Origin of the sequence: Streptomyces sp. NPDC006314, assembly GCF_040613075.1 — a bacterium.
Taxonomy (GTDB): domain Bacteria; phylum Actinomycetota; class Actinomycetes; order Streptomycetales; family Streptomycetaceae; genus Streptomyces.
This window is the reverse complement of sequence record NZ_JBEXRL010000001.1, coordinates 415,228-440,252: the sequence shown is the minus strand read 5'-3', so window position 1 is coordinate 440,252 and position 25,025 is coordinate 415,228. Positions and strand designations below refer to the sequence as shown.

The 25,025-nt window shown below is 72.3% G+C and carries 22 protein-coding genes; 13 read left to right on the top strand and 9 right to left on the bottom strand.

Annotated features, from left to right (window positions below):
* The first annotated feature begins 300 nt into the window (after positions 1-300).
* Positions 301-1,662, top strand: coding sequence for a DUF2690 domain-containing protein (locus ABZ079_RS01990; protein ID WP_356937419.1), 1,362 nt, complete (start codon positions 301-303; stop codon positions 1,660-1,662).
* A gap of 426 nt (positions 1,663-2,088) precedes the next feature.
* On the top strand, positions 2,089-3,078 hold the full coding sequence (locus ABZ079_RS01985; protein WP_356937418.1) for a malate dehydrogenase: 990 nt from the start codon (positions 2,089-2,091) through the stop codon (positions 3,076-3,078).
* A gap of 77 nt (positions 3,079-3,155) precedes the next feature.
* Here the strand turns inward: ABZ079_RS01985 and ABZ079_RS01980 are convergent, their stop codons facing one another.
* Complete coding sequence (locus ABZ079_RS01980; RefSeq protein WP_356937417.1) at positions 3,156-3,962, bottom strand: hypothetical protein; 807 nt, start codon at positions 3,960-3,962, stop codon at positions 3,156-3,158.
* A 190-nt stretch (positions 3,963-4,152) separates the two neighbouring features.
* Between ABZ079_RS01980 and ABZ079_RS01975 the strand changes: the two genes are divergently transcribed.
* The 5 genes from ABZ079_RS01975 to ABZ079_RS01955 are packed head-to-tail and all read left to right on the top strand — an operon-like array spanning position 4,153 to position 11,395.
* Positions 4,153-5,673, top strand: coding sequence for an aldehyde dehydrogenase family protein (locus ABZ079_RS01975; RefSeq protein ID WP_356937416.1), 1,521 nt, complete (start codon positions 4,153-4,155; stop codon positions 5,671-5,673).
* Positions 5,674-5,732: 59 nt separating this feature from the next.
* Positions 5,733-7,265, top strand: coding sequence for a GMC oxidoreductase (locus ABZ079_RS01970; protein ID WP_356937415.1), 1,533 nt, complete (start codon positions 5,733-5,735; stop codon positions 7,263-7,265).
* On the top strand, positions 7,262-8,503 hold the full coding sequence (locus tag ABZ079_RS01965) for a glycine betaine/L-proline ABC transporter ATP-binding protein (RefSeq protein WP_356937414.1): 1,242 nt from the start codon (positions 7,262-7,264) through the stop codon (positions 8,501-8,503). The genes ABZ079_RS01970 and ABZ079_RS01965 overlap by 4 nt, the downstream gene beginning before the upstream one ends.
* Entirely contained in the window at positions 8,503-10,440 is a 1,938-nt protein-coding gene (locus ABZ079_RS01960) for an ABC transporter permease subunit (protein WP_356937413.1), read from the top strand. Before ABZ079_RS01965 ends, ABZ079_RS01960 begins: the two co-directional genes overlap by 1 nt.
* A gap of 1 nt (position 10,441) precedes the next feature.
* A complete protein-coding gene (locus ABZ079_RS01955; protein WP_356937412.1) occupies positions 10,442-11,395 on the top strand; it encodes an ABC transporter substrate-binding protein in 954 nt (317 codons plus the stop codon).
* Positions 11,396-11,401: 6 nt separating this feature from the next.
* Here ABZ079_RS01955 and ABZ079_RS01950 read toward each other — a convergent pair whose 3' ends face one another.
* Genes ABZ079_RS01950 through ABZ079_RS01940 form a run of 3 tightly spaced genes read right to left on the bottom strand, consistent with a single transcriptional unit; the run spans position 11,402 to position 13,064 of the window.
* Entirely contained in the window at positions 11,402-12,127 is a 726-nt protein-coding gene (locus ABZ079_RS01950; protein ID WP_356937411.1) for an isocitrate lyase/phosphoenolpyruvate mutase family protein, read from the bottom strand.
* A complete protein-coding gene (locus ABZ079_RS01945) occupies positions 12,124-12,567 on the bottom strand; it encodes a carboxymuconolactone decarboxylase family protein (RefSeq protein ID WP_356937410.1) in 444 nt (147 codons plus the stop codon). Before ABZ079_RS01945 ends, ABZ079_RS01950 begins: the two co-directional genes overlap by 4 nt.
* Positions 12,564-13,064, bottom strand: a complete 501-nt coding sequence (locus ABZ079_RS01940) for a carboxymuconolactone decarboxylase family protein (protein ID WP_356937409.1) — start codon at positions 13,062-13,064, stop codon at positions 12,564-12,566. The genes ABZ079_RS01945 and ABZ079_RS01940 overlap by 4 nt, the downstream gene beginning before the upstream one ends.
* A gap of 47 nt (positions 13,065-13,111) precedes the next feature.
* Between ABZ079_RS01940 and ABZ079_RS01935 the strand changes: the two genes are divergently transcribed.
* Positions 13,112-14,551, top strand: a complete 1,440-nt coding sequence (locus ABZ079_RS01935) for a PLP-dependent aminotransferase family protein (RefSeq protein WP_356937408.1) — start codon at positions 13,112-13,114, stop codon at positions 14,549-14,551.
* A 215-nt stretch (positions 14,552-14,766) separates the two neighbouring features.
* Here ABZ079_RS01935 and ABZ079_RS01930 read toward each other — a convergent pair whose 3' ends face one another.
* Together ABZ079_RS01930 and ABZ079_RS01925 are read right to left on the bottom strand one after the other, a co-directional pair.
* Positions 14,767-15,621 carry a hypothetical protein gene (locus ABZ079_RS01930; RefSeq protein ID WP_356937651.1) on the bottom strand — a complete coding sequence of 285 codons (855 nt, stop codon included), beginning with the start codon at positions 15,619-15,621 and terminating at the stop codon, positions 14,767-14,769.
* A 340-nt stretch (positions 15,622-15,961) separates the two neighbouring features.
* Positions 15,962-16,288, bottom strand: coding sequence for a hypothetical protein (locus ABZ079_RS01925; protein WP_356937407.1), 327 nt, complete (start codon positions 16,286-16,288; stop codon positions 15,962-15,964).
* Positions 16,289-16,476: 188 nt separating this feature from the next.
* Between ABZ079_RS01925 and ABZ079_RS01920 the strand changes: the two genes are divergently transcribed.
* Together ABZ079_RS01920 and ABZ079_RS01915 are read left to right on the top strand one after the other, a co-directional pair.
* Entirely contained in the window at positions 16,477-16,827 is a 351-nt protein-coding gene (locus ABZ079_RS01920) for a hypothetical protein (RefSeq protein ID WP_356937406.1), read from the top strand.
* A gap of 15 nt (positions 16,828-16,842) precedes the next feature.
* Positions 16,843-18,027 (top strand): glutathionylspermidine synthase family protein, encoded by a 1,185-nt coding sequence (locus ABZ079_RS01915; RefSeq protein WP_356937405.1) that lies wholly within the window; start codon positions 16,843-16,845, stop codon positions 18,025-18,027.
* On the opposite strand, the gene rocD is transcribed toward ABZ079_RS01915, so the two are convergent.
* Positions 18,024-19,229 carry an ornithine--oxo-acid transaminase gene (gene rocD / locus ABZ079_RS01910; RefSeq protein WP_356937404.1) on the bottom strand — a complete coding sequence of 402 codons (1,206 nt, stop codon included), beginning with the start codon at positions 19,227-19,229 and terminating at the stop codon, positions 18,024-18,026. The genes ABZ079_RS01915 and rocD overlap by 4 nt on opposite strands.
* Before the next feature lie 215 nt (positions 19,230-19,444).
* Here rocD and ABZ079_RS01905 point away from each other — a divergent pair, with 215 nt between their 5' ends.
* The 3 genes from ABZ079_RS01905 to ABZ079_RS01895 all read left to right on the top strand — a co-directional run bounded on the left by ABZ079_RS01905 (position 19,445) and on the right by ABZ079_RS01895 (position 22,835).
* Positions 19,445-20,896: a glycine hydroxymethyltransferase gene (locus ABZ079_RS01905; RefSeq protein ID WP_356937403.1), complete on the top strand. Its 1,452-nt coding sequence runs from the start codon at positions 19,445-19,447 to the stop codon at positions 20,894-20,896.
* Positions 20,897-21,101: 205 nt separating this feature from the next.
* Entirely contained in the window at positions 21,102-22,115 is a 1,014-nt protein-coding gene (gene trpS / locus ABZ079_RS01900) for a tryptophan--tRNA ligase (protein ID WP_356937402.1), read from the top strand.
* 135 nt (positions 22,116-22,250) lie between these two features.
* The gene (locus ABZ079_RS01895) at positions 22,251-22,835 is read left to right on the top strand and encodes a 2'-5' RNA ligase family protein (protein WP_356937401.1); all 585 of its coding nucleotides are present in this window, start codon (positions 22,251-22,253) and stop codon (positions 22,833-22,835) included.
* 41 nt (positions 22,836-22,876) lie between these two features.
* Here ABZ079_RS01895 and ABZ079_RS01890 read toward each other — a convergent pair whose 3' ends face one another.
* Complete coding sequence (locus ABZ079_RS01890; protein WP_356937400.1) at positions 22,877-23,632, bottom strand: decaprenylphospho-beta-D-erythro-pentofuranosid-2-ulose 2-reductase; 756 nt, start codon at positions 23,630-23,632, stop codon at positions 22,877-22,879.
* 16 nt (positions 23,633-23,648) lie between these two features.
* Entirely contained in the window at positions 23,649-25,004 is a 1,356-nt protein-coding gene (locus ABZ079_RS01885; protein WP_356937399.1) for an FAD-binding oxidoreductase, read from the bottom strand.
* Between the last annotated feature and the right edge of the window lie 21 nt (positions 25,005-25,025).

Here is a 25,025-nt window from a genome sequence, read left to right as displayed (position 1 = left end):
TCAACGCCTGTCCCCGCGCTGTGGCACGGAAGTGACCGTTCCGCTACGGTGTCCGCGCGCACTGCCGCATGTGTCGTTCCGGTGTCGACCTATTGACAGTCCGGGATACGTTACGAAGACGCCGTAGCACCGGGGGGTATCGCCGCGGCGGTCCATGCTCCTGTGCGCCCCCACTCCGGGAACTGGGATCCTTGGACAGCGCATCCCTGTGGGTAGCCAGCATGGGCACCGGAACACGGGGGCGGGCCGGGGGGCCGTGCGCGCGACCAACAGCACCGACCGGGGGAAGAGGGGGAAGCGATGCCTCGATGGAAGGCCTTGCCCGAGGATCTGGACCCGCAGATCAAGGAGTTCACGAGCCAGTTGCGGCGGCTCGTGGACCGCAGCGGCCTGGGCATCGCGGCGCTGGCCGATCGCACGGGTTACAGCAAGACGTCCTGGGAGCGTTATCTGGGCGGCCGGCTGCTCGCGCCCAAGGGTGCGGTCGTCGCGCTCGCCGAGGTCACCGGCACCAGTCCCGTCCACCTCACCACCATGTGGGAGCTGGCCGAACGCGCCTGGAGCCGGGCGGAGGCGCGACACGACCGCACGATGGAGGCGATCCGGATCTCCCAGGCGCGTGCCGCGCTCGGGGAGTTCGGGGCGGCCGAGGCGGACGGCGCGCCGTCCGCCCGCAAGGGCGGCAGCACCACCGTGACCCCGGGCATCGCCGGGCCCGGGGGTGTCTCCCCGACGATCCCCGCCCAGCCCACGGCCCCCGACGCAGACGCCCGGGAGAACGCGGAGCGCGGCACGGGCACCGGCACGGATCTGCCGTCCCCGGCCGGGCCGGGGACGGCACGTGAGGGCGCCGGCGGATCCGCCCCGGCCGGCACGAACTCCTGGGGCGTGGCCGGGCGGGAGGCGGCCGGCGGCGGACTGCGCGAGGGCGCGGGTCGCGGTCCGGGCGCCGGTGACGCCGTCCGGGGTGCGACCGGACCGGCGGACGGTGACTCCTCCGGCGGCAACTCCTGGCGTCTCGCCGGGTATCGGGGCCCCTCACCGGCGAGCGCCCGTCCCGGTACGCGGCCCCCGGTCCGGCCGGAAGGCCCCGCCTGGACGCCGGACCCCCCGAGCCCCTACGCCGGACAGCCCGCGGCCCCGCAGTCGCGAGCGGCGGCCAAGGGGTCCGCAGGCCGGCAGCGGCTGACGATGTTCCTCGCGGGCCTGGTCGGCGTGCTCGTCGTCATCGCCGCCGTCTTCTTCTTCACCCACCGGGACGGCGACGAGAGCGGGGGCGCCGCCAAGTCGCCCTCCCCGAGCGCCAGCACCCGCGCGAGCCTGCCCCCCGGGGTGAAGTGTGCCGGTTCCGCCTGCAACGGCAAGGACGCCGAGGCCATGGGATGCAGCGGCGACGTGGTGACCACCGCCAAGTCCGCGACCGTCGGCACCACCACCGTGGAGGTCCGCTACAGCAAGATCTGCGGTACGGCCTGGGGCCGCGTCACCGGCGGTGCGCAGGGCGACAAGGTGCAGGTGTCCGCGGGCAAGGTCCGGCAGACGGGGGACATCACCGCCGCCGGGGACGCCATCGCGTACACCCCGATGGTCGCCGTGAAGGACGCGGCGGAGGCCAAGGCCTGCGCGACCCTGGCGTCCGGGCGGACGGGCTGCACGCGATGACGGCGGGACGACGGCGGACCGGCCGCACGCAGTGACCGCGGTACGACGGCGGACCGGCCGCACGGGATGACGGACGGGGCGCGCGCCGGACAGGGAAGGGGAAATTCCGCGGCAACGGGCATGGCCGCCCCGATCCTGGGCAGGCGGACCGTACCCCCACGGGATTCCGGCGAGCCGGTCCCCCCAACCGGCGGCCGCCTCCGTCCCCTTCACGCGGACGGGCGGCCGCCGTGTCGTACCCGTCCCGGCCCGCCGCCCCGGCGATACATCCCTGGTGATCCCCTTGTGGGGTGAGCCACACGGCCCCGGACGTCTCGCATGCCGGATGCGCGATAGCCTGACCGCTGGATCTCTCTTGATGCCAAGAGATCGATCATCCGCCCGGGGCAGGGACGCCCCACCGCCAGCTGTCATACGGAGAACGCCATGACCCGCACTCCCGTGAACGTCACCGTCACCGGCGCGGCCGGCCAGATCGGTTACGCCCTGCTCTTCCGCATCGCCTCCGGCCAGCTGCTCGGCGCGGACGTGCCGGTCAAGCTGCGCCTCCTGGAGATCACCCCGGCGCTCAAGGCCGCCGAGGGCACGGCCATGGAGCTGGACGACTGCGCCTTCCCGCTGCTCCAGGGCATCGAGATCACGGACGACCCGAACGTCGCCTTCGACGGCGCCAACGTAGCCCTGCTGGTGGGCGCCCGCCCGCGCACCAAGGGCATGGAGCGCGGTGACCTGCTGGAGGCCAACGGCGGCATCTTCAAGCCGCAGGGCAAGGCCATCAACGACCACGCCGCGGACGACATCAAGGTCCTCGTCGTCGGCAACCCGGCCAACACCAACGCGCTCATCGCGCAGGCCGCCGCGCCGGACGTCCCGGCCGAGCGCTTCACCGCGATGACCCGTCTGGACCACAACCGCGCGCTGACCCAGCTCGCGAAGAAGACGGGCACCACGGTCGCCGACATCAAGCGCCTGACCATCTGGGGCAACCACTCCGCCACCCAGTACCCGGACGTCTTCCACGCCACCGTCGCCGGCAAGAACGCCGCCGAGGTCGTGGGCGACGAGAAGTGGCTGGCCGAGGACTTCATCCCGACCGTCGCCAAGCGCGGCGCCGCGATCATCGAGGCCCGCGGTGCCTCGTCGGCCGCCTCCGCCGCCAACGCCGCCATCGACCACGTGTACACCTGGGTCAACGGCACCGCCGAGGGCGACTGGACCTCCATGGGCATCCCGTCGGACGGCTCCTACGGCGTCCCGGAGGGCCTGATCTCCTCTTTCCCGGTCACCACCAAGGACGGCACGTACCAGATCGTCCAGGGCCTGGACATCAACGAGTTCTCCCGCGCCCGCATCGACGCCTCCGTCAAGGAGCTGGAGGAGGAGCGCGAGGCGGTCCGCGGCCTCGGCCTGATCTGATCCGGCCTCCGGCGGGTTCGCCGTAGAAGGCCACGCGGGCCCCGCTCCGGTTCTCCGGGGGTGGGGCCCGCGCCCGTTCAGGCGTTCCGCAGTTCCCGCAACAGCCTGGAGACGTCCACGGAGTCGTTCGCGGCCGGGGTCGCGGAGGGGACCGGCTCGTCGTAGTCCGTGAAGGTCAGGGACTGGTCGGTGCCGGCGCCCTTCCGGGTGGCCTCGACCAGTTGGTGCGGAAGGGCCGAAGTGACGTACATGACCGTCTTCTTGCCGTCCTTCATGCCCTTCAGCGGAATCACCTTCGTGCCGTCGCGCGTCGTCTCCTTGCCCTTGGTCAGCTTGGCGCCGTGCGCCGAGCCGGCGGCGGCCCGCTGCTGGAAGGCGGTCAGGTCGCAGGTGCCGGCCATGCCCCTCAGCGCCGAGTCGTGCGTGGAGCCGTGGATGTAGCGGTCCTTGAAGACCTCGGCGACGGTCTCGCCCTGCCGGCCGGGCACCTGCGCCTTCCAGAACGTGGTGTCCGGCTTCATCCACACCTGATCGCCCCGCTTGACCAGTTCGACGCTGCCGCCGCCCGCGCTCATCATCAGCCGGCCCACGCAGTTCCCGGCCCGGTCCAGGTCGAGATCCATGGAGGCCGGGGTGGCACGGCCGCCGCGCGTGTGGTGGTCCGTGAACGTCAGATGCACCGAGCGGGCCTTGAGGAGGTTGGCGCGGGCCTCGTCCGCGAGGGCACGCGCACTCGGTCCGCTGTCGTCTGCGTGGACCGCGGCGGCGGCGTCCGTGCGGGCCACGGCAGGGGCGTCGGCATGGGCCGCGGTCGCCGGGGCGGGGGAGAGCAGGAGCGCCGCTGTGATGCCTGCCGCCGCACAGAGCACCGACCTTCCGGCCATCACGCCACCTCCAGACACCCCGCTCCACCCTACTTTTGTCCGTTTTCGACCGCATTTTCAGTGACGCGGCGCACTTTCGGCCACCGATTGCGCATGCGATCCACCGGTCCTGGGCAGGCGGCCACGGTCCTCGAGCGTGACACCCGTGTGACACAGGGGAACGGAACAGGAACGGAAGGCAACACCGATCATGGCGGACAGAGCGGAACGACAGGCCCAGGCGACCATCCACGCGGGAGGCGAGTGGCTGGAAGCGATCTCCGGCGCGACGCGCGAGATCCTCGATCCCGCGGACGCCCGGCCGTTCGCCGTGGTCGCCGAGGGTGACGAGAAGGACGCGGAGCGGGCGGTCACCGCCGCCCGGCAGGCGTTCGACCACGGCCCCTGGCCCGGCACCCCGGTCGCCGAACGCGCCGCCCTGCTGCGGCGCGTCGCCGACCTCCTCGTGCGCGACCGTGAGGAACTCGGCCTGCTCGAGAGCCGGGACGCGGGCAAGACCGTCGAGGAGGGCCGCGTCGACATCGACTGTGTCGCCGACGCCTTCCGGTACTTCGCCGACCTGGTGGCCGCCGAGGCCCCGGGCCGGGTGGTCGACGCGGGCTCACCCGACGTCCACAGCGTCGTCGTGCACGAGCCGGTGGGCGTCTGCGCGCTGATCACCCCCTGGAACTATCCTCTGCTCCAGGCCAGTTGGAAGATCGCTCCCGCCCTCGCGGCCGGCAACACCTTCGTGATCAAGCCCAGCGAGATCACCCCGCTGACCACCATCGCGCTGATCGAGCTGCTGGCCGAGGCCGGGCTGCCCGCCGGAGTGGCCAACATCGTCACCGGCCCCGGTCACACGGTCGGCGCCCGGCTCGCCGAGCACCCCGGCGTCGACCTGGTCTCCTTCACCGGCGGCCTGATCAGCGGCACCAAGGTCGCCCAGGCCGCCGCCCCGACCGTGAAGAAGGTCGCCCTCGAACTCGGCGGCAAGAACCCCAACGTGGTCTTCGCCGACGCCTGCGCCACCGACGAGGACTTCGACACCGCCGTCGACCAGGCCCTCAACGCCGCCTTCATCCACAGCGGGCAGGTCTGCTCGGCCGGCGCCCGCCTCATCGTCGAGGAGTCGGTCCGGGACCGCTTCGTCGCCGAACTCGCGCGCCGCGCCCGGCAGATCCGGCTCGGACGCGGCACCGGGGACGGCGTCGAGTGCGGCCCGCTCGTCTCCGAGCAGCAGCGCGCCAAGGTCGAGGCCTACGTCGCCTCCGCGCTGGCCGAGGGCGCGGTGCTGCGCTGTGGCGGCAAGCGCCCGGAGCCGTCAGCGGAGAGGCCCGAGTCCGGCTACTTCTACGAGCCGACGATCCTCGACGCCTGCCACCGCGAGATGAAGGTCGTACGCGAGGAGGTCTTCGGACCCGTCCTCACCGTCGAGACCTTCCGCACCGAGGAAGAGGCCGTCCTCCTCGCCAACGACACCGAGTACGGCCTCGCCGGGGCCGTCTGGACCACCGACCCCGGCAAGGGCCGCCGCGTCGCCGGCCGGCTGCGTCACGGCACCGTCTGGATCAACGACTTCCACCCCTACCTGCCGCAGGCGGAGTGGGGCGGCTTCGGCAAGAGCGGCACCGGCCGCGAGCTGGGGCCCGCCGGGCTCGCCGAGTACCGCGAGACCAAGCACATCTACCAGAACCTCGCGCCGAAGCCGGTGCGCTGGTTCGCCGGCTGAGCCCGACTCCGGCTGAGCCACCGCACTTCTCGCCCGAACCCTCTGGAGTAGGTACCCCCATGTCCGACAGCCCCCACGTCTACGACTACGTCGTCATCGGCGGCGGCACCGCGGGCTCCGTCATCGCCTCCCGCCTCACCGAGAACCCGGACGTCACCGTCGCCGTCATCGAGGGCGGCCCGAGCGACGTCGGCCGCGACGACGTCCTCACCCTGCGCCGCTGGATGGGCCTGCTCGGCGGCGACCTCGACTACGACTACCCCACCACCGAACAGCCCCGCGGCAACTCCCACATCCGGCACAGCCGTGCCCGCGTCCTCGGCGGCTGCTCCTCCCACAACACCCTCATCTCGTTCAAGCCGCTCCCGTCCGACTGGGACGAGTGGGAGGAGGCCGGCGCCAAGGGCTGGGGCGCCGGCCCCATGGAGGCCTACTTCGCCCGCCTCAAGAACCACATCGTCTCCGTCGACGAGAAGGACCGCAACGCCATCGCCCGCGACTTCGTCGACGCCGCCCAGTCGGCACTCGGAGTACCCCGGGTGGAAGGCTTCAACCGCAAGCCGTTCACGGAAGGCGTCGGTTTCTTCGACCTCGCCTACCACCCGGAGAACAACAAGCGCTCCTCCGCATCCGTGGCCTACCTGCACCCGGTGATGGACGAGCGGCCCAACCTCCGCATCCTCCTGGAGACCTGGGCGTACCGGCTGGAGCTGAACGGCACCCGCGCCGAAGGCGTCCACGTCCGCACCAAGGACGGCGAGGAACTGCTGATACGGGCCCGCAACGAGGTCGTGCTGTGCGCGGGCGCCGTCGACTCCCCGCGTCTGCTGCTGCACTCGGGCATCGGCCCCCGCAAGGACCTCGAGGCGCTCGGCATCCCGGTCGTCCACGACCTGCCCGGCGTCGGCGAGAACCTGCTCGACCACCCCGAGTCGGTCATCGTCTGGGAGACCCACGGCCCCATCCCGGAGAACTCCGCGATGGACTCCGACGCCGGCCTGTTCGTGCGCCGCGACCCCGAGAGCGCGGGCCCGGACCTGATGTTCCACTTCTACCAGATCCCGTTCACGGACAACCCGGAGCGCCTGGGCTACGAACGCCCGGCGTACGGCGTCTCGATGACCCCCAACATCCCCAAGCCGAAGAGCCGCGGCCGCCTCTACCTGACCAGCGCCGATCCGTCCGTGAAGCCCGCCCTGGACTTCCGCTACTTCACCGACGAGGACGACTACGACGCCCGTACCCTCGTCGACGGCATCCGTATCGCCCGCGAGATCGCCGGGGCCGAGCCGCTGGCCGGCTGGCTCAAGCGCGAGGTGTGCCCCGGCCCGGAGGTCGTCGGCGACACCGAGCTGAGCGAGTACGCCCGCAAGGTCGCGCACACCGTCTACCACCCGGCCGGCACTTGCAAGATGGGCGCCACCGACGACGAACTGGCAGTGGTCGACCCTGAGCTGCGCATCCGCGGCCTGGCCGGCATTCGCATCGCCGACGCGTCCGTCTTCCCGACCATGACCGCCGTGAACCCGATGATCGGGGTGCTCATGGTCGGGGAGAAGGCCGTCGACCTGATCGGAGGTGAGACCCGATGACACCCACGGTTCCCACGCGCAAGCCCCCCACCGACACCCCCGTCTTCTCCGTCGACGGCCTGTGGAAGGTCTTCGGCCCGAAGTCCGGCCGCGTCCCGGCCGATCCGGAACTCAGCGGTCTGAGCCCCGCCGAACTCCGCTCCCGCACCGGCTGCACCGCCGCAGTCCGGAACGTCTCCTTCGACGTCCGCAAGGGCGAGGTCTTCGTCGTCATGGGCCTGTCGGGCTCCGGTAAGTCCACCCTCGTCCGCTGTCTGACCCGGCTGATCGAGCCGACGGCCGGCACGATCGCCATCGACGGCGAGGACGTCCGCGCGATGGACAAGACCCGCCTGCGCGAACTGCGCCGGCACCGCGCCGCCATGGTCTTCCAGCACTTCGGCCTGCTCCCGCACCGCACCGTCCTCGACAACGTCGCCTACGGCCTGGAGATCCAGGGCGTCGGCAGGAGCGAGCGGCGCGAACGGGCCGCCGAGATCGTCGCCAAGGTCGGCCTCGAAGGCATGGAGAAGCGCCGCCCCGGCCAGCTCTCCGGCGGTCAGCGCCAGCGCGTCGGTCTCGCCCGCGCCCTCGCCGTCGACCCCGAGGTGCTGCTCTTCGACGAACCGTTCAGCGCCCTCGACCCGCTCATCCGGCGCGACATGCAGGAAGAGGTGGCCCGCCTGCACCGCGAGGAGGGCCGCACGATGGTCTTCATCACCCACGACCTCAGTGAGGCGCTGAAGCTCGGCGACCGCATCGCCCTGATGCGCGACGGCCAGGTCGTCCAGCTCGGCACCCCCGAGGAGATCGTCGGCTCCCCGGCCGACGACTACGTCCGCGAGTTCGTCCGGGACGTACCGCGCGAACAGGTGATGACGGTCCGCACGGCCATGCGCCCCGCGTCCGCGCCGGACGCGGGGACCGGCCCGGCGGTCCCTCCCGGAGCCACGGTCGCGGAGGCGATCGAGGCTGTGGCCCGGGCGGGCGCCCCGGCCCGGGTCATGGACGAGGGCAGGTGCCTGGGCGTGGTGGACGCCGACACCCTGCTGGGAGTGGTCGCGGGAACGACGAACGCCGGTGCCGCCGAAATCGCGGGTGCGTACCCGGCTGCGGCCGGAACGGCCGCCGACGCCGATCCCGCCGTGGGTGCGGGCCTCCGGACCGCTGGGGCGGTGCCCGCCGCACAGAAGGCGGCCCCCGGCCAGCGCCGGCGAACGACCCGACCGGCCCCCGGCACCAGCGCGGAGGCCGTCTGATGGCAACCCTCACCGTCCCCACCTCCCGCACCGGAAAACCCGGCGTCCTCAAGAGCCGAGCCGCAGGCAAACTCCTCCTGCTCGCCCTCTTCGCCGCGGTCCTGGCCCCCTGGGCAGCCACCCACTGGCCCGGCGCCACGTGGCCCCACGCCCTCACGGTCGACCTGTCCCGACCCCTCGCCACCGCCAGCGACTGGGTCATGGACAACCGTGACGGCCACCCCCTCTTCCTGTACTTCTTCGGCTACATCAGCAACGCGGTCGTCCTCTCCGTCCGCGCCGTCTACCTCGCCCTCCTCGCCGCGGGCTGGACCGGCGTCACGGCGTTCGGCGCACTCGCGGCCTGGCGCCTCGGCGGCGCCCGCCTGGCCCTCGGCACCGCGGCCGCCCTCCTCACCTGCGGAGCCCTCGGCATGTGGGTGCCGACCATGCAGACCCTCGCGCTCATGACCGTCGCCGTCCTCGTCTCCGTGGCCGTGGGCGTGCTCCTCGGCCTCGCCGGCGGCCTGTCCGACCGCCTCGACCGCGCCCTGCGCCCGGTCCTGGACACCATGCAGGTGCTGCCGGCCTTCGCCTACCTCCTCCCCGTCGTCCTGGTCTTCGGCATCGGCGTCCCCGCGGCCGTCCTCGCCACCGTGGTGTACGCCGCCCCGCCGATGGCCCGCCTCACCGCGCTCGGCCTGCGCGGCGCCGACCCCGAGGTCCTGGAGGCCGTGGAGTCACTCGGTGCCACCCGTCGCCAGCGGCTGCTGACCGCCCGTATCCCGCTGGCCCGCAAGGAACTCCTCCTCGGCCTCAACCAGACGATCATGATGGCGCTGTCCATGGCCGTCATCGCCTCGGTCATCGGCGCCGGCGGCCTCGGCGACCGCGTCTACCAGGCCCTCGCCTCGGTCGACGTCGGCGCGGCCCTCGCGGCCGGCATCCCGATCGTGTTGCTCGCGGTGGTCCTCGACCGCGTGACCGGAGCCGCCGGGGACGGAGTCACACGCTCCCGGACCATCGGCTGGCCGTACGCCGTCGCCGCCACCGTGGGGGTCGCGCTGGCCGCGCGCCTGCTCGGCACCCTCGACTGGCCGTCCGGTGCCACGCTGGACATCGCCGAGCCGGTCAACCGCGCCGTCGACTGGATGACCGCCCACCTCTACTCCGGCGTCCCGGTCGTCGGCGGCACCGCGGACTGGGCGGGCCACTTCACCACCTGGATCCTGGACCCCCTCCGCGACGGCCTGCAGTGGCTGCCCTGGTGGTCGGTGCTGCTGATCGTCGCCGCCCTGGCCTGGCTGATCGGCACCTGGCGCACCGCGCTGACCGCCGTCCTCGCCATGGCGGCGATCGGTGTGCTCGGGGTGTGGGAGCCGTCCCTCGACACCCTCTCCCAGGTGCTGGCCGCCGTCGCCGTCACCCTCGTCCTGGGCTTCGCGACCGGCATCGCCGCGGCCCGCAGCGACCGCGTCGAACGCGCCCTGCGCCCGGTCCTGGACGTCTGCCAGACCATGCCGCAGTTCGTGTACCTGATCCCGGTCGTCGCCCTGTTCGGCGTCGGCCGCGCCCCCGCCGTCGCCGCGGCCGTCGTCTACGCCCTCCCGGCCGTCGTCCGGATCACCGCGCAGGGCCTGCGCCAGGTCGACCAGGCCGCGCTGGAGTCCGCGCGCTCGCTCGGCGCGACCGGCCGCCAGCAGCTGTGGCAGGTCCAGCTCCCCCTCGCCCGGCGTTCCCTGCTGCTCGCCCTCAACCAGGGCGTGGTCCTGGTCCTGGCCGTCGTCATCATCGGCGGCCTGGTCGGCGGCGGAGCCCTCGGCTACGACGTCGCCTTCGGCCTCGCCCAGGGCGACCTGGCGACAGGCCTGGTGGCGGGCGCCGCCATCGTCTGCCTTGGCCTGATGCTCGACCGCGTGACCCAGCCGACCGAACGCCGCCCGAAGAAGGGAGCCTGACATGCGATTCCGTACGACCATCCCGGTCGCCGTCGCGGTCCTGGGGCTGACCACCGGCTGCGGCGCCGCCGACATGACCAAGCAGGCCAGCCCGTTCGCGAACGCCCGGGGCTCGAAGACGGTCACCCTGTCCGTGCAGTCCTGGGTGGGCGCCCAGGCCAACGTGGCCGTCGCCCAGTACCTCCTCGAACACGAACTGGGCTACCGCGTGGACACCGTCCAGGTCGACGAGGTGCCGGCCTGGGACGCGCTCAGCCAGGGCCGGGTCGACGCCCTCCTGGAGGACTGGGGCCACCCGGACCAGGAGAAGCGGTACGTCACCGACAAGAAGACGATCCGGCCCGCCGGCGACCTCGGGGTGACCGGTCACATCGGCTGGTACGTCCCCACCTATCTCGTCAAGCAGCACCCCGACATCACGGACTGGAAGAACCTCGACAAGTACGCCTCGCTCTTCCGCACCGCGGAGAGCGGCGGCAAGGGCCAGCTGATGGACGGCTCCCCGTCGTATGTCACCAACGACAAGGCGCTGGTGAAGAACCTGAAGCTCGACTACCAGGTCGTCTTCGCCGGCTCCGAGGCGGCGCAGATCACGCAGATCAAGCAGTTCGCCAAGGAGAAGAGGCCCTTCCTGACGTACTGGTACGCGCCCCAGTGGCTGTTCAGGAAGGTCCCCCTGACGGAGGTGAAGCTGCCGCCGTACAAGGAGGGCTGTGACGCCGACGCGGCCAAGGTCGCCTGCGCCTACCCGCACACCCCGCTGCAGAAGTACCTCAACGCCGACTTCGCGAAGTCCGGCGGCAGGGCGGCGGCCTTCCTGAAGAAGTTCAAGTGGACGACGGAGGACCAGAACGAGGTCGCGCTGATGATCGCCGAGCAGAAGCTGAGCCCGCGGGAGGCGGCGAAGAAGTGGGTGGACAGCCACCCCTCCGTGTGGAAGCAGTGGCTGTCCTGAACCGCCCTAGCTCCGCAGGCCGTTGGCGATATCACCCAGTGCGGCGGCCGCCCGGCGCTGGAGTCCGGGTCCGAACGTGACGCGGCTGGCCCCGAGTTCGCCGAGCGCGGCGGACGAGGGGCCGTCCCCGTCCAGCCGGGCCAGCATGTTGAGCGGCCCCTGGATCCCGGCCCGCAGCAGTGGCAGTACGTCCGCCGGGGCGAGGATCGGGTAGATGCAGTCCGCGCCCGCCGCCACGTACAGCGCGGCTCGCTCGATGACCCGTTCGGGATCGCCGTCCCCGTGCACGAAGACGTCGACGCGGGCGTTGACGAAGAGCAGGTCGGCGGCGGCCGAGCGGACCTCGGCGAGGTACTCGGCGTGCGCGTGCGGGTCCTTGAGGACACCCCCGGGTCCCGAGTCCTCGAGGTTGCAGCCGACGGCACCCGCCTCCAGCAGCCGCTCGACCAGCTCCTTCGCTGCGAGCCCGTAGCCGCCCTCGACGTCCGCCGACACCGGCACGTCCACCGACCGGGTGATCCGGGCGACCGCCGCGAACATCTCGTCGGCCGGGGTGTCCCCGTCCTCGTATCCGAGCGAGGCGGCCACCCCGGCGCTCGGCGTGGCCAGCGCCGGGAACCCGGCGTCCACGAGGACCCGCGCACTGGCCGCGTCCCAGGGGCCGGGCAGGATCAACGGGTCGCCCGGGGCGCGCCCCCGGTGCAGGGCGCGGAACTCGTCCACCTTGCTCACGGCTGGTAACCCCCCGGTGGGATGCGACGGCTGACCATCAGGCGGTTCCAGCCGTTGATGACGGTGATCAGGCCGACCAGATGGGCGAGTTCGGCCTCCTCGAAGTGCGCCGCGGCGCGGTCGTACACCTCGTCCGGCACGAAGCCGTCCGTCAGGACGGTGATCGCCTCGGTCAGTGCCAGCGCGGCCCGCTCCCGCTCGCTGTAGAGGTCCTCCGCATCCTCCCACGCGTTGAGGAGCTGAACGCGGTCCTCCGACTCCCCGTTCCTGCGCGCCACTCGGAGGTGCATGTCCAGGCAGAAAGCGCAGTGGTTGAGCTGCGAGGCGCGGATCATCACCAGCTCGGCGAGGGCCGGATCGCCGAGCCCCTTCTTCGCCGCCGCGCTGAGCGCGGACATCGCCTGGCCGACCTCCGGGTCCAGCAACCGCGTACGGCTCACTTGTGCTGCCCCGGCTGGTAGTGGCCCGGGGTCATCCGGGTGGTCACCCCGAACCGGTTCCAGGCGTTGATCACCGTGATCGCGGCGATCAGCTGGGCGAGTTCGGCCTCCTCGAAGTGCGCCGCGGCGCGGTCGTACACCTCGTCCGGCACGAAGCCGTCCGTCAGGACGGTGATCGCCTCGGTCAGCTCGATCGCGGCCAGCTCCTTCGCGGTGTAGAAGTGCCGCGACTCCTCCCACGCGCTGAGCTGCACGATCCGCTCGACGCTCTCACCGGCCGCGAGCGCGTCCTTGGTGTGCATGTCGAGGCAGAACGCACAGTGGTTGAGCTGCGAGGCGCGGATCTTCACCAGCTCGTACAGCTTCGGGTCCAGCCCCTGCCTGGCGGCGGTGTCCAGGCGGATCATGGCCTTGTAGACCTCGGGTGCGTGCTGGGCCCAGCGCAGCCGGGGGGCCTGCTCGGGTGCGTACGGGACGGTTTCCTGTGCAGTGCTCATGCCCTCGACCCTAGGAGCGAGGCAGCCCAGGAGTATGGTCCATTTCCATGGCGAGATCCTGGGCCACTTTGGGCGTCGACCTGCACCTCGAACCGGCCGGCTCGGGCGGACTGCGCCGTGGGCTGACCGACGCGCTGCGGGACGCCGTCCGCACCGGGCGCCTGGCCCCCGGCACCCGGCTGCCCTCCTCCCGTTCCCTCGCGGCCGACCTCGGCATCGCCCGCAACACCGTCGCCGAGACCTACGCCGGCCTGGTCGCGGAGGGCTGGCTCACCGCCCGGCAGGGCTCGGGCACCCAGGTGGCGATGCGGGTGCCCTCCGCGTCTTCCGCGTCTTCCGCGCAACGGGGGAGGGCCGGGGCCCCGCCGTCCGGTCCGGGCTTGGCGGCGCCCCGCCGCCGGGAACCCGGACGTCCCGCTCACAGCCTCGTCCCCGGTATACCCGACCTCGCCGCCTTCCCGCGCGCCGAATGGCTCAAGGCCGCCCGCCGCGCCCTGGCCACCGCGCCCTTCCACGCCCTCGGCTACGGTGACCCGCGCGGGTACCTCGAACTGCGCACCGCCCTCGCCGGCTACCTCGCCCGCGCCCGGGGTGTCCACGCCGATCCGGAGACCGTTGTGATCACCGCGGGCTTCTCGCACGGCCTGGGCATCCTCGGCAGGGTGCTGCGGGGCCGTGGAGTGCGGACCGTGGCGGTCGAGTCGTACGGTCTCGACGCGTACCGGCGGCTGCTGCAGGACGCCGGCCTCGCGACCCCCGCCCTGCCGTACGACGAACTCGGCACAAACCCGATGGAGTTGGGTGACGCGGGGGCGGTCCTGCTGACCCCCGCCCATCAGTTCCCCATGGGCGTGCCCCTGCACCCGGACCGGCGGGCCGCCGTCGTGGACTGGGCGCGGCGCACCGGCGGGCTGGTCCTGGAGGACGACTACGACGGCGAGTTCCGCTACGACCGCCAGCCCGTCGGCGCGCTCCAGGGCCTCGACCCCGACCGCGTCGTCTACTTCGGCACCGCCAGCAAGTCCCTCGCGCCCGGACTGCGGCTGGGCTGGATGGTGCTGCCGCCGTCCCTGGCGGAGGAGGTGGCCTCGGCGAAGGGCCGCATCGACACGGTGGGGGTGATGGAACAGCTCACGCTCGCCGAGTTCATCACCTCCGGTGCCTACGACCGGCATGTCCGCTCGGCCCGGCTGCGCTACCGGCGCCGCCGCGACGCCCTCACCGCGGCCGTGACCGAGCGCGCGCCCGAGGTGCGGGTGACGGGGATCGCGGCAGGGCTGCACGCGGTGCTGCGCTTGCCGCCGGGCACGGAACAGCCGGTGGTCCAGGCCGCCGTCTGGCAGGGGCTGGCGCTGCACGGCCTGTCCTTCTACCGGCATCCGCAGTCCGGCGCCGAGCCACAGGATGCGTTGGTCGTCGGGTACGGGACACCACCGGACAGCGCATGGGCGGGGACGCTGGAAGCACTGTGCCGGGTGCTGCCGTAGGGCGGCGTGGCTGCTCGCGCAGCTGCGGGCGGTCGTGCCGCTCGGGCGGCGCCCGTCCCACAGAGAACGGCACCCGGCGGGCGCCGGCGGGCGTCCCCTGGGCGGCTGCTATCCGGGGGATGTCGCCGATTCGAGGGTGCGGGGAGTGCCGCACCGCCGGTCCGCACCGAGGCCGGTGCTCGCCGGTGCGGCGGATTCTTGAGCGAGACGTGTGATCAGGACGCCCGAGTCTCCGTCAGCGGGCTCGCTTCCTCCTCCGCCGGTGCCTCCCCGAACCTCGCCAGCAGCAGCGCGCCGGCCACCGCCACCACGAAGCCCAGCACGGCCAGCCAGGCCAGGCCCTCCCTCGTGCGGTCGCCGAGCCACACCACGCCGACCGCCGCCGGGCCGATCGTCTCGCCCATCACTATCCCGGCCGTCGCCGTCGTCACGGAGCCGCGCTGCAGGGCCGTGGTGAGCAGCAGGAACGCGGCACCGCCGCCGAGCAGCAGCGCATACGTCGCCGGGTTGGCCAGCAGGTCGGCCGGCCGCAGCGAGTCGATGAGCCGTACCGCAACCTCCACCACCCCGAACCCGAACCCGGCGCCGAGCCCCAGGAGCAACGCACGGGTGCGTCCGGACAGGCGCCCGCCGACCGCGCCGAGCAGCAGCACGCCCACCGCCACCGCCACCATCGCGTACTTCAGCCAGTCCGGCCCCACACGGTCACCCTCGGTGCCCGAGGCCAGCCCGAGCAGCGCCAGACCCGCGCACACCACCCCCACGGCGGCCCACTCCAGCCCGCTCAGCCGAACTCCCAGCAGCCGCGCCGCCACCACGGCCGTCACCGCGAGACTCGCCGCCAGCGCGGCGCCCACCGCGTAGATCGGCACCGATCGCAGCGCCGCGATCTGCAGCAGGAAGCCCAGCCCGTCCAGCGCCAGCCCGGCGAGGTACCGCCACTGCCGCAGCGCCCGCAGCAGCAGCGCCGCGTCCCCGCCGCCTCCGCCTGTGCCCGCCGCCCGCGCGGCCACCGCCTGCAACACCGTCGCGGTTCCGAAGCAGACCGCCGCGCCGAGGGCGCACACCATTCCGAACAACACAGAGGGACTCCAGACGAGTAGTTGTGAAGTGCCGAAGGACCGAAGCGCCGAAGGGAGTTGTCGGACCCGCACATCACGTCGAGCGCTTAATCTATGAGAGGCGTGCTTCCGCACCGGTTCGTTCACGGTCGGCGCCCGGCTCGTGCGGGCAAAAGGCGAGTTGCCGGGCGTTGGGGAGGGACACATCCGCGGAGCGAGTATTCGCCCGCCCGCGCTGGTTCCGTCGCCTGCGGATCCGCTGGGAGATCCGCGACGACATCCACGAAGCTCGCCCCTGGGCCGCGCACTGGTCCGCTGGCGACGCCTTGACTCATGCGTCGTGGAGGCCTCACCGCGCAACACCGAAGGCGGTCAGCAGGTCGGCGATGCGGTCGTCTGCGCCGGCGGGACGGCCCAGTTCGACGAAGGCTGCCTCGGTGATCGCCGGCCGTCGCCGGGTGACCCGCTCGACGACTGGCCGGACGACCGGGTCGGCCGACTCGGTCAGCAGCCGTAGTGCCAGGTCTGCGCCGTCGGTCGCCGTACGAGCATGACGGGCGTGGCCAGTCCGATGCCCCTGCCCGACCAGCGGGAAACCCGAGAGGTCACCGCCGGGAATGTGGCCGGATTCCGGTATCCGCGCCCGGTACCCGGTCCGGACTCGACCACCCCACAAAAGGCTTCGGCGCCTTCGCGGAGCCGGGATGGGGCAAGACGATGACGAGCCTCCCGTGAGTGAAGCGGCCGTCACCTCCAGGGGAACGGGAAAAGCCAGGGCCCCTGTACGGCCGTTCTCACCGCTCTCTAGGCTGACCCGGCAGCGAACAGAATCGGCCGGTCCACACCCGGGGGAGACACGAAGACATGACCACCGCACAGCCACAGGCACGCAAGCGGCTCCGCTCCGGCACGGTCGTCCTCGGCGGCATGGGCCTGCTCGCCACCGCCCTGACCGCCTGCTCGTCCGATCCGGACAAGCGCTGCGTGGACCGCGACAGCTACACCTACGGCAAGGGCTACAAGGTCGTCTCCGACAAGAACTGCAAGTCCACCAAGACCTCGTCGAACGGCACCTGGTACTACGGCGGCAAGAAGAAGGGCTCCTGGGTGGGCGGCGGTTCCTTCACCAAGCCCGGCAAGGGCTCCGGCGGTTCCTCGGGCGGCGGCGTCCACCGCGGCGGCTTCGGCGGCGGCAAGGGCGGCTCCGGCGGCTGACCGGGGAACCTCGCCATGGAACGCCGTACGATCACCCCCCGCCCCGGCTGGCAGCGCACCGTCGAGGAACAGGGGCTCATCTACCCCCTCACCCGTCACCCCGACGGCTCCCTGCGCCCCTACTGGGACGAGAGCGCCTACTACGTCTTCACCCTCGATGAGGTGGAGGTGCTGGAGGAGACCGTCGAGGAACTGCACCGCATGTGCCTCGCGGCCGCCGGGCACATCGTGGCGAAGGACCGCTTCGCCGACCTCGGCATCACCGATCCGCGGGTGGCCGCCGCGGTCACCGAGGCCTGGCACCGCCGTGCCGAACTCCCCACCATCTACGGCCGTTTCGACCTCCGCTACGACGGCACCGGCCCGGCCAAGCTGCTGGAGTACAACGCCGACACCCCGACCTCGCTGGTCGAGGCCGCCTCGCCCCAGTGGTTCTGGATGGAGGACCGTTTCCCCGGCGCCGACCAGTGGAACTCCCTGCACGAACGCCTCGTCGACGCCTGGCGCGCGCAGGTCGCCCTCATGCCCCCCGGCGGCCCGCTGCACTTCGCGCACTCCTCGGCCGACGAACTCGGCGAGGACCTGATGACGGTCGCCTACCTGAAGGAGACCGCCGAACAGGCCGGCCTGGACACCGACTGGCTCTCCATGGAGGAGATCGGCTGGGACACCCTCTCCGAGCGCTTCGTCGACAACCAGCTCCGCTTCATCCGCGCCATCTTCAAGCTGTACCCCTGGGAATGGCTCACCACCGACGCCTTCGGCGGGCACGTCCTGGACACCCTCGACAACGGCGGCGGCACCGGCAGCACCCTGTGGATCGAACCCGCCTGGAAGATGCTGCTCAGCAACAAGGCTCTGCTGGCGATCCTCTGGGAGCTGTACCCCGGCCACCCCAACCTCCTGCCCGCCTACCTCGACGGCCCCCGCGAACTGGCGCAGTCACCCGGCTACGTCGCCAAGCCCCTGCTCGGCCGCGAGGGTGAGGGCGTCACCGTGCACACCCCCGGCGAGCCCGCGGTGACCCGCGACGAGCCCTGCTGCTACCAGCGACTCGCCCCGCTGCCCGCCTTCGACGGCAACCACGTCGTCCTCGGCGCCTGGGTCGTCCACGACGAGCCGGCCGGCCTCGGCATCCGCGAGTCCTCGGGCCTGATCACCGACGAGTACGCCCGCTTCCTGCCCCACGTGATCCTCTAACCGCCCAGTACGGCCGCGAGCTGGGCGAGCCCCCAGTCGAGGTCCTCCTCGCCGATCACCAGCGGCGGGGCGATACGGATGGTGGAGCCGTGGGTGTCCTTGACCAGGACTCCCCGGCCCATCAGCCGCTCGGAGACCTGCCGCCCGGTGCCGTACGCGGGAGGAACGTCCACCCCCGCCCACAGCCCCCGCCCCCGCACCGCCGTGACCCGGCCCGCGCCGAGCAGTCCGTGCAGCTCCCGGTGCATCCGCTCGCCCAGCTCGGCCGCCCGCGCCTGGTACTCGCCCGTCCGCAGCATCGCGATCACCTCCAGGGCCACCGCGCAGGCCAGCGGGTTCCCGCCGAACGTCGACCCGTGCTCACCCGGCCGGAACACCCCGAGCACCTCCGCGCTAGACACCACCGCCGACACCGGCACGATCCCGCCGCCCAGCGCCTTGCCCAGCACATACACGTCCGGCACCACCCCCTCGTGCTCGCACGCGAAGGTCCGCCCGGTCCGGCCGAGACCCGACTGGATCTCGTCGGCGACGAACAGCACGTTCCGCTCGCGGGTCAGTTCCCGCACCCCGGCCAGATAGCCGGCCGGCGGCACGATCACCCCGGACTCGCCCTGGACCGGCTCCAGCAGCACCGCCACCGTGTTCTCCGTCAACGCCGACCGCATCGCCGTCAAGTCCCCGTACGGCACGATCTGGAACCCCGGCGTGTACGGCCCGAAGTCCGCACGGGCCTCCGGGTCGGTCGAGAAGCTGATCACGGTCGTCGTACGCCCGTGGAAATTGCCGCCGGCGACCACGATCTTCGCCATCTCCGCGGGCACCCGCTTCACCCGGTACCCCCACTTCCGGGCCGTCTTCACCGCGCTCTCCACCGCCTCCACGCCGGTGTTCACCGGCAGCACCATCTCCATCCCGCACAGCTCCGCGAGCTCGGTGCAGAAGGCCGCGAACCGGTCGTGATGGAAGGCCCGGGACGTCAGCGTCACCCGCTCCAGCTGCGCCTTCGCCGCCGCCACCAGCCGCCGGTTGGTGTGCCCGAAGTTCAGCGCCGAATACCCGGCCAGCAGATCCAGATACCGGCGCTCCGCCACATCCGTCAGCCACGCACCCTCGGCCGTGGCCACGACGACCGGCAGCGGATCGTAGGTGGGCGCACAGTGCGCGCCGGCGGCGGCGATCAGGTCCTCAGCAGTGGTCACGGCCTCTCCCGGATACGAAGGTCGCCTCCTTCTTACGCTCGCTCGCATGGTGGACGCGGGACCTGCCCCGGCCGGCGCGCCCGGTAGGCTGACGGGCGGGCCGTGACTGGCGCGCTGGGATGGGACGGACCATCGGGGAGCGGCCCGAGCGGGAAAACAGTGCCGTGCGCCTGGGCCGAACGTGAACGCTGCCCGTACACCGTCCGGAGGTCCCGATGCCAGAGCAGCAGCCCCTCTCCACCGAGTCCATCGCCTTCCGCGCCGCCCTCGACGTCATCCGCGCCGTCGAGCCGCGCGTCGCCGACGCCATCGGCCAGGAGGTCGCCGACCAGCGCGAGATGCTCAAGCTGATCGCCTCCGAGAACTACGCCTCCCCGGCCACCCTCCTGGCGATGGGCAACTGGTTCAGCGACAAGTACGCCGAGGGCACCGTCGGCCGCCGCTTCTACGCCGGCTGCCGCAACGTCGACACCGTGGAGTCCCTGGCCGCCGAACACGCCCGCGAACTGTTCGGCGCCCGGCACGCCTACGTCCAGCCGCACTCCGGCATCGACGCCAACCTCGTCGCCTTCTGGGCCGTCCTCGCCGACCGTGTCGAGGTCCCCTTCCTGGAGAAGACCGGCGTCCGCCAGGTCAACGACCTCACCGAGGCCGACTGGGCCGAACTGCGCCAGGCCTTCGGCAACCAGCGCATGCTCGGCATGTCCCTGGACGCCGGCGGTCACCTCACCCACGGCTTCCGCCCGAACATCTCCGGCAAGATGTTCGACCAGCGGTCCTACGGCACTGACCCGGCCACCGGCCTCATCGACTACGAGGCCCTGCGCGCCCAGGCCCGCGAGTTCAAGCCGCTGATCATCGTCGCCGGCTACTCGGCCTATCCCCGTCTCGTGAACTTCCGGATCATGCGCGAGATCGCCGACGAGGTCGGGGCGACCCTGATGGTGGACATGGCCCATTTCGCGGGTCTCGTCGCCGGCAAGGTCCTCACCGGCGACTTCGACCCGGTCCCGCACGCCCAGATCGTCACCACCACCACCCACAAGTCGCTGCGCGGCCCGCGCGGCGGCATGGTCCTGTGCGACGACTCCCTCAAGGACCAGGTCGACCGCGGCTGCCCGATGGTCCTCGGCGGCCCGCTCCCGCACGTCATGGCCGCCAAGGCCGTCGCCCTCGCCGAGGCCCGCCGGCCCGCCTTCCAGGACTACGCCCAGCGCATCGTCGACAACTCCCGCGCCCTGGCCGAGGGCCTCAAGCGGCGCGGCGCCACCCTGGTGACCGGCGGCACGGACAACCACCTCAACCTGATTGATGTCGCCACCTCCTACGGGCTCACCGGCCGCCAGGCCGAGGCCGCCCTGCTGGAATCCGGCATCGTCACCAACCGCAACGCCATCCCCGCCGACCCCAACGGCGCCTGGTACACCTCCGGCATCCGCGTCGGCACGCCCGCCCTGACCACCCGTGGCCTCGGTACCGCCGAGATGGACGAGGTCGCCGGCCTCATCGACCGCGTCCTCACCACCACCGAGCCGGGCACCACCGGCAAGGGCGCCCCCTCCAAGGCCCAGCACGTCCTCGACCCCAAGGTCGCGGACGAGATCTCCCACCGGGCGACCGACCTCGTGGCCGGCTTCCCGCTCTACCGGGAGATCGACCTCGGCTGACCCGCCCCGGGGCTCACCGGCCGCTCACCGGCCGGCCGGCTCCCGACGAGGTTCTTCCCGCGGCGGCCCGGCAACACTGCGCCGAGCCGCCGCGCGGTGTGCCGGATCCCTTCCGCGCGCGGGGCACCCGCACAGCCCGCCGACGGAGCCCACCCGTTCCCGACCAGTTCCGGACCGCCCCCCGGGACCTGAGAGAATGGTGAACATGGCCACTGATCGACCCCGCGTGCTCTCCGGTATCCAGCCCACCGCCGGCTCGTTCCACCTCGGCAACTACCTCGGCGCCGTCCGCCAGTGGGTGGCCCTGCAGGAGTCCCACGACGCGTTCTACATGGTCGTCGACCTGCACGCGATCACGATCCCCCAGGACCCCGCGGAGCTGCGTGCCAACACCCGGCTCGCCGCCGCCCAGCTGCTGGCCGCCGGTCTCGACCCGGACCGCTGCACCCTCTTCGTGCAGAGCCACGTCCCGGAGCACGCCCAGCTCGCCTGGGTCATGAACTGCCTCACCGGCTTCGGCGAGGCCTCCCGCATGACCCAGTTCAAGGACAAGTCCGCCAGGCAGGGCGCCGACCGGGCCTCCGTCGGCCTGTTCACGTACCCGATCCTGCAGGTCGCCGACATCCTGCTGTACCAGGCCAACGAGGTGCCGGTCGGCGAGGACCAGCGCCAGCACATCGAGCTGACCCGCGACCTCGCCGAGCGGTTCAACGGCCGGTTCGGCCGGACCTTCACCGTCCCGAAGCCGTACATCCTCAGGGAGACGGCGAAGATCTACGACCTGCAGGACCCGTCGATCAAGATGAGCAAGTCGGCGTCCACGCCGAAGGGCCTCATCAACCTTCTCGACGAGCCGAAGACGACGGCGAAGAAGGTCAGGAGCGCGGTCACGGACACGGACACCGTGATCCGCTTCGACGCCGAGAACAAGCCGGGCGTGAGCAACCTGCTCACCGTCTACTCGACGCTCACCGGGGAGGCCATCGCCGACCTGGAGGCGAAGTACGAGGGCAAGGGCTACGGCGCGCTCAAGACGGACCTCGCCGAGGTCATGGTCGAGTTCGTGACGCCGTTCCGGGAGCGCACCCAGCAGTACCTGGACGACTCCGAGACCCTCGACTCGATCCTGGCCAAGGGCGCGGAGAAGGCCCGTGCGGTCGCCGCGGAGACACTCGCGCAGGCGTACGACCGGGTGGGTTTCCTGCCCGCGAAGCACTGAGGCGTACGACCGCACACACGTCCGGGGCAGAGCGCTGCACATCACTTCCGCTGCGCCTGCCCACAGGACAGTCATGGCCGTACAGTCGATAGCCGGACGACTGAGAACACCACAGACGTGACGACAGGAGACGACGTGGGGACCGTAACGATCGGCGTGTCGATCGCGGTCCCGGAGCCTCACGGCAGCCTGCTCCAGGAGCGGCGCGCAGGCTTCGGCGACGCCGCGGCTCACGGTATTCCCACGCACGTCACGCTGCTTCCGCCGACCGAGGTCGAGGAGGCCGATCTGCCGGCCGTCGACGCGCACCTCACCCAAGTCGCCGCCGCCGGCCGCCCGTTTGCGATGCGGCTGTCCGGCACCGGCACCTTCCGGCCCCTGTCACCGGTGGTCTACGTCCGGGTCGTCCAGGGTGCCGAGGACTGCGCCAGGCTGCAGCAGCGGATCCGCGACGCCTCCGGGCCGGTGGCGCGCGAGCTGCAGTTCCCGTACCACCCGCACGTCACCGTCGCGCACGGCATCGACGACGCGTCGATGGACCGCGCCTTCGAGGAACTGGCGGGCTTCGACGCCGGGTGGCCGTGCACCGGGTTCGCGCTCTACGAGCAGGGGGCCGACGGGGTGTGGCGCAAGCTGCGGGAGTATGCGTTCGGGGGAGCCGTGGTGCCGCCGCAGGCCGGTCACGCCGACGTCGGGCGCGGGACGATCGCCAGCCGGTAGCCCGCGCGCGGGACGCCGTACCGGCATCCCGTGCGACTCCGTCACATCGGCAGCCTGCGGAACACCGACCGCGGTGCGTGCCGCAGTGCCGACATCACCAGGCGGAGGGCTCCGGGTACCCAGACCGTCTCGGAGCGGCGGCGCAGGCCCAGTTCGATCGCCGTGGCGACCGCCTCCGGGGTGGTGGCGAGCGGGGTCTGCCACCGGCCGGCCGTCATCCTCGTACGGACGGATCCGGGGCGTACGACCATGACGTGCACGCCGGTGCCGTGCAGGGCGTCGCCGAGGCCCTGGGCGAAGGCGTCGAGGCCGGCCTTGCTGGAGCCGTAGATGAAGTCGGCGCGGCGGGGCCGTTCGCCGGCGACGGAGGAGAGGACCACCAGGGAGCCGTGGCCCTGGGTCTGCAGGGCGCGGGCGGTGACCAGGCCGGCGGAGACGGCTCCGGTGTAGTTGGTCTGGGCGACCCGCACCGCGCGTACCGGGTCCCGTTCGTCGTGGGCCTGGTCGCCGTGGATACCGAAGGCGAGCAGCACCAGGTCGATGTCGCCCTCGGCGAAGACCTTGCCGAGGACCGTCTCGTGGGACTCGGGGTCGAGGGCGTCGAAGGCGACGGTGCGGGCGTCCGCGCCGAGCGCGCGCAGGTTCTCGGCGGCCTGGTCCAGGGCGGAGGAGGGGCGGCCCGCCAGCCACACCGTGCGGGTGCGGCGGGCGATCAGCCGGCGCGCGGTGGCCAGCGCGATCTCGGACGTGCCGCCGAGGACGAGCAGGGACTGGGGGAGGCCGAAGGCGTCCTTCACGTCAGCTCCTAGGGATCTAGAGATGGAGACGGCGGGCGAGGTCCGAGACGAAGACCCCGCGCGGGTCGAGCCGGGCGCGCAGGGCCCGGAAGTCGGTCACGCGCGGATACATGGCGGCGAGCAGGTCGGGGCGCAGCCGGGAGTCCTCGGCGAGGCAGACCCGCCCGCCGGCCGCGGCGACCTCCTCGTCGAGTCCGTCGAGGAACGCGGCGAGCCCGGGCAGCGCCGCCGGGATGTCCAGGGCGAGGGTCCAGCCGGGCACGGGGAAGGAGAGCCAGCCGGGGTCGGCGTCCCCGAACCGCTTGAGGACGGCCGGGAAGGACGGGCACCGGCGCTCGGCGATGCGCCGCACGATGCGGTGCAGCGTCTCCTCCTGGCCGTGGCCGACGGCGAACTGGTACTGCACGAAGCCGCCGCGGCCGTGGAGGCGGTTCCAGTGGGGCATGCCGTCGAGGGGGTGGAAGAAGGCGGACAGGCGCTGGATCTCGCCGGTACGCGCGCGCGGCGCCTTGCGGTACCGGAGTTCGTTGACGAGTCCGGCGGTGGTCCGGCCGAGCAGGCCGTCCGGGACGAGGGCGGGGACGGACGGGAGCCGGCGCGGGCGGAAGGACAGCGGGTGCCGCCACGCGCGCGCGGCCTCGCCCAGGGCGTCGAGGGGGGTGTGGTCGCCGCGGGTGATGACGGCACGGCCGGTCGCCGCGCCCCGGGCCAGCAGGTCGATCCGGGCGACCGAGTAGCGGTAGCGGTGGTCGTCGGCGGTCAGGCGGGCCATCAGGTCGTCGAGGTCGGCGGCGCGTTCGGTGTCGACCGTCAGGTACGCCGTCTCCACCGGGAGCAGCCGGAACGTGACCGTCAGGATGATGCCGGTCAGGCCCATGCCACCGGTGGTCGCCTCGAACAGCGGGGTGCCGGGGCTGACCGTGCGGACCTCGCCGTCGGCGGTGAGCAGTTCCAGGGACAGCACATGGCGGGAGAAGGAGCCGGAGACGTGGTGGTTCCGGCCGTGGATGTCGGCGCCGATCGCCCCGCCGACGGTCACCTGGCGGGTGCCGGGGGCGACCGGCACGAACCAGCCGAGCGGGAGCAGTACGTCCATCAGCCGGCGCAGGGAGACACCCGCGTCGCACAGCACGATGCCCTCGCTCGCGTCGACCACGTGGATGCGGTCGAGGCCCGTCATGTCGAGGACGGCGCCGCCGGCGTTCTGCGCGGCGTCCCCGTACGCCCGGCCGAGACCTCGGGGGACGGCGCCGCGTGCCCCGCAGTCGCGGACGGCCGCCGCGGTCTCCTCATAGCTGCGCGGGCGGATCAGGCGGGCGGCGGTGGGGGCGGTGCGGCCCCAGCCGGTGACGGGAACCGGGTCTCCAGACATGCCGGTGACCGTATCGCCCAT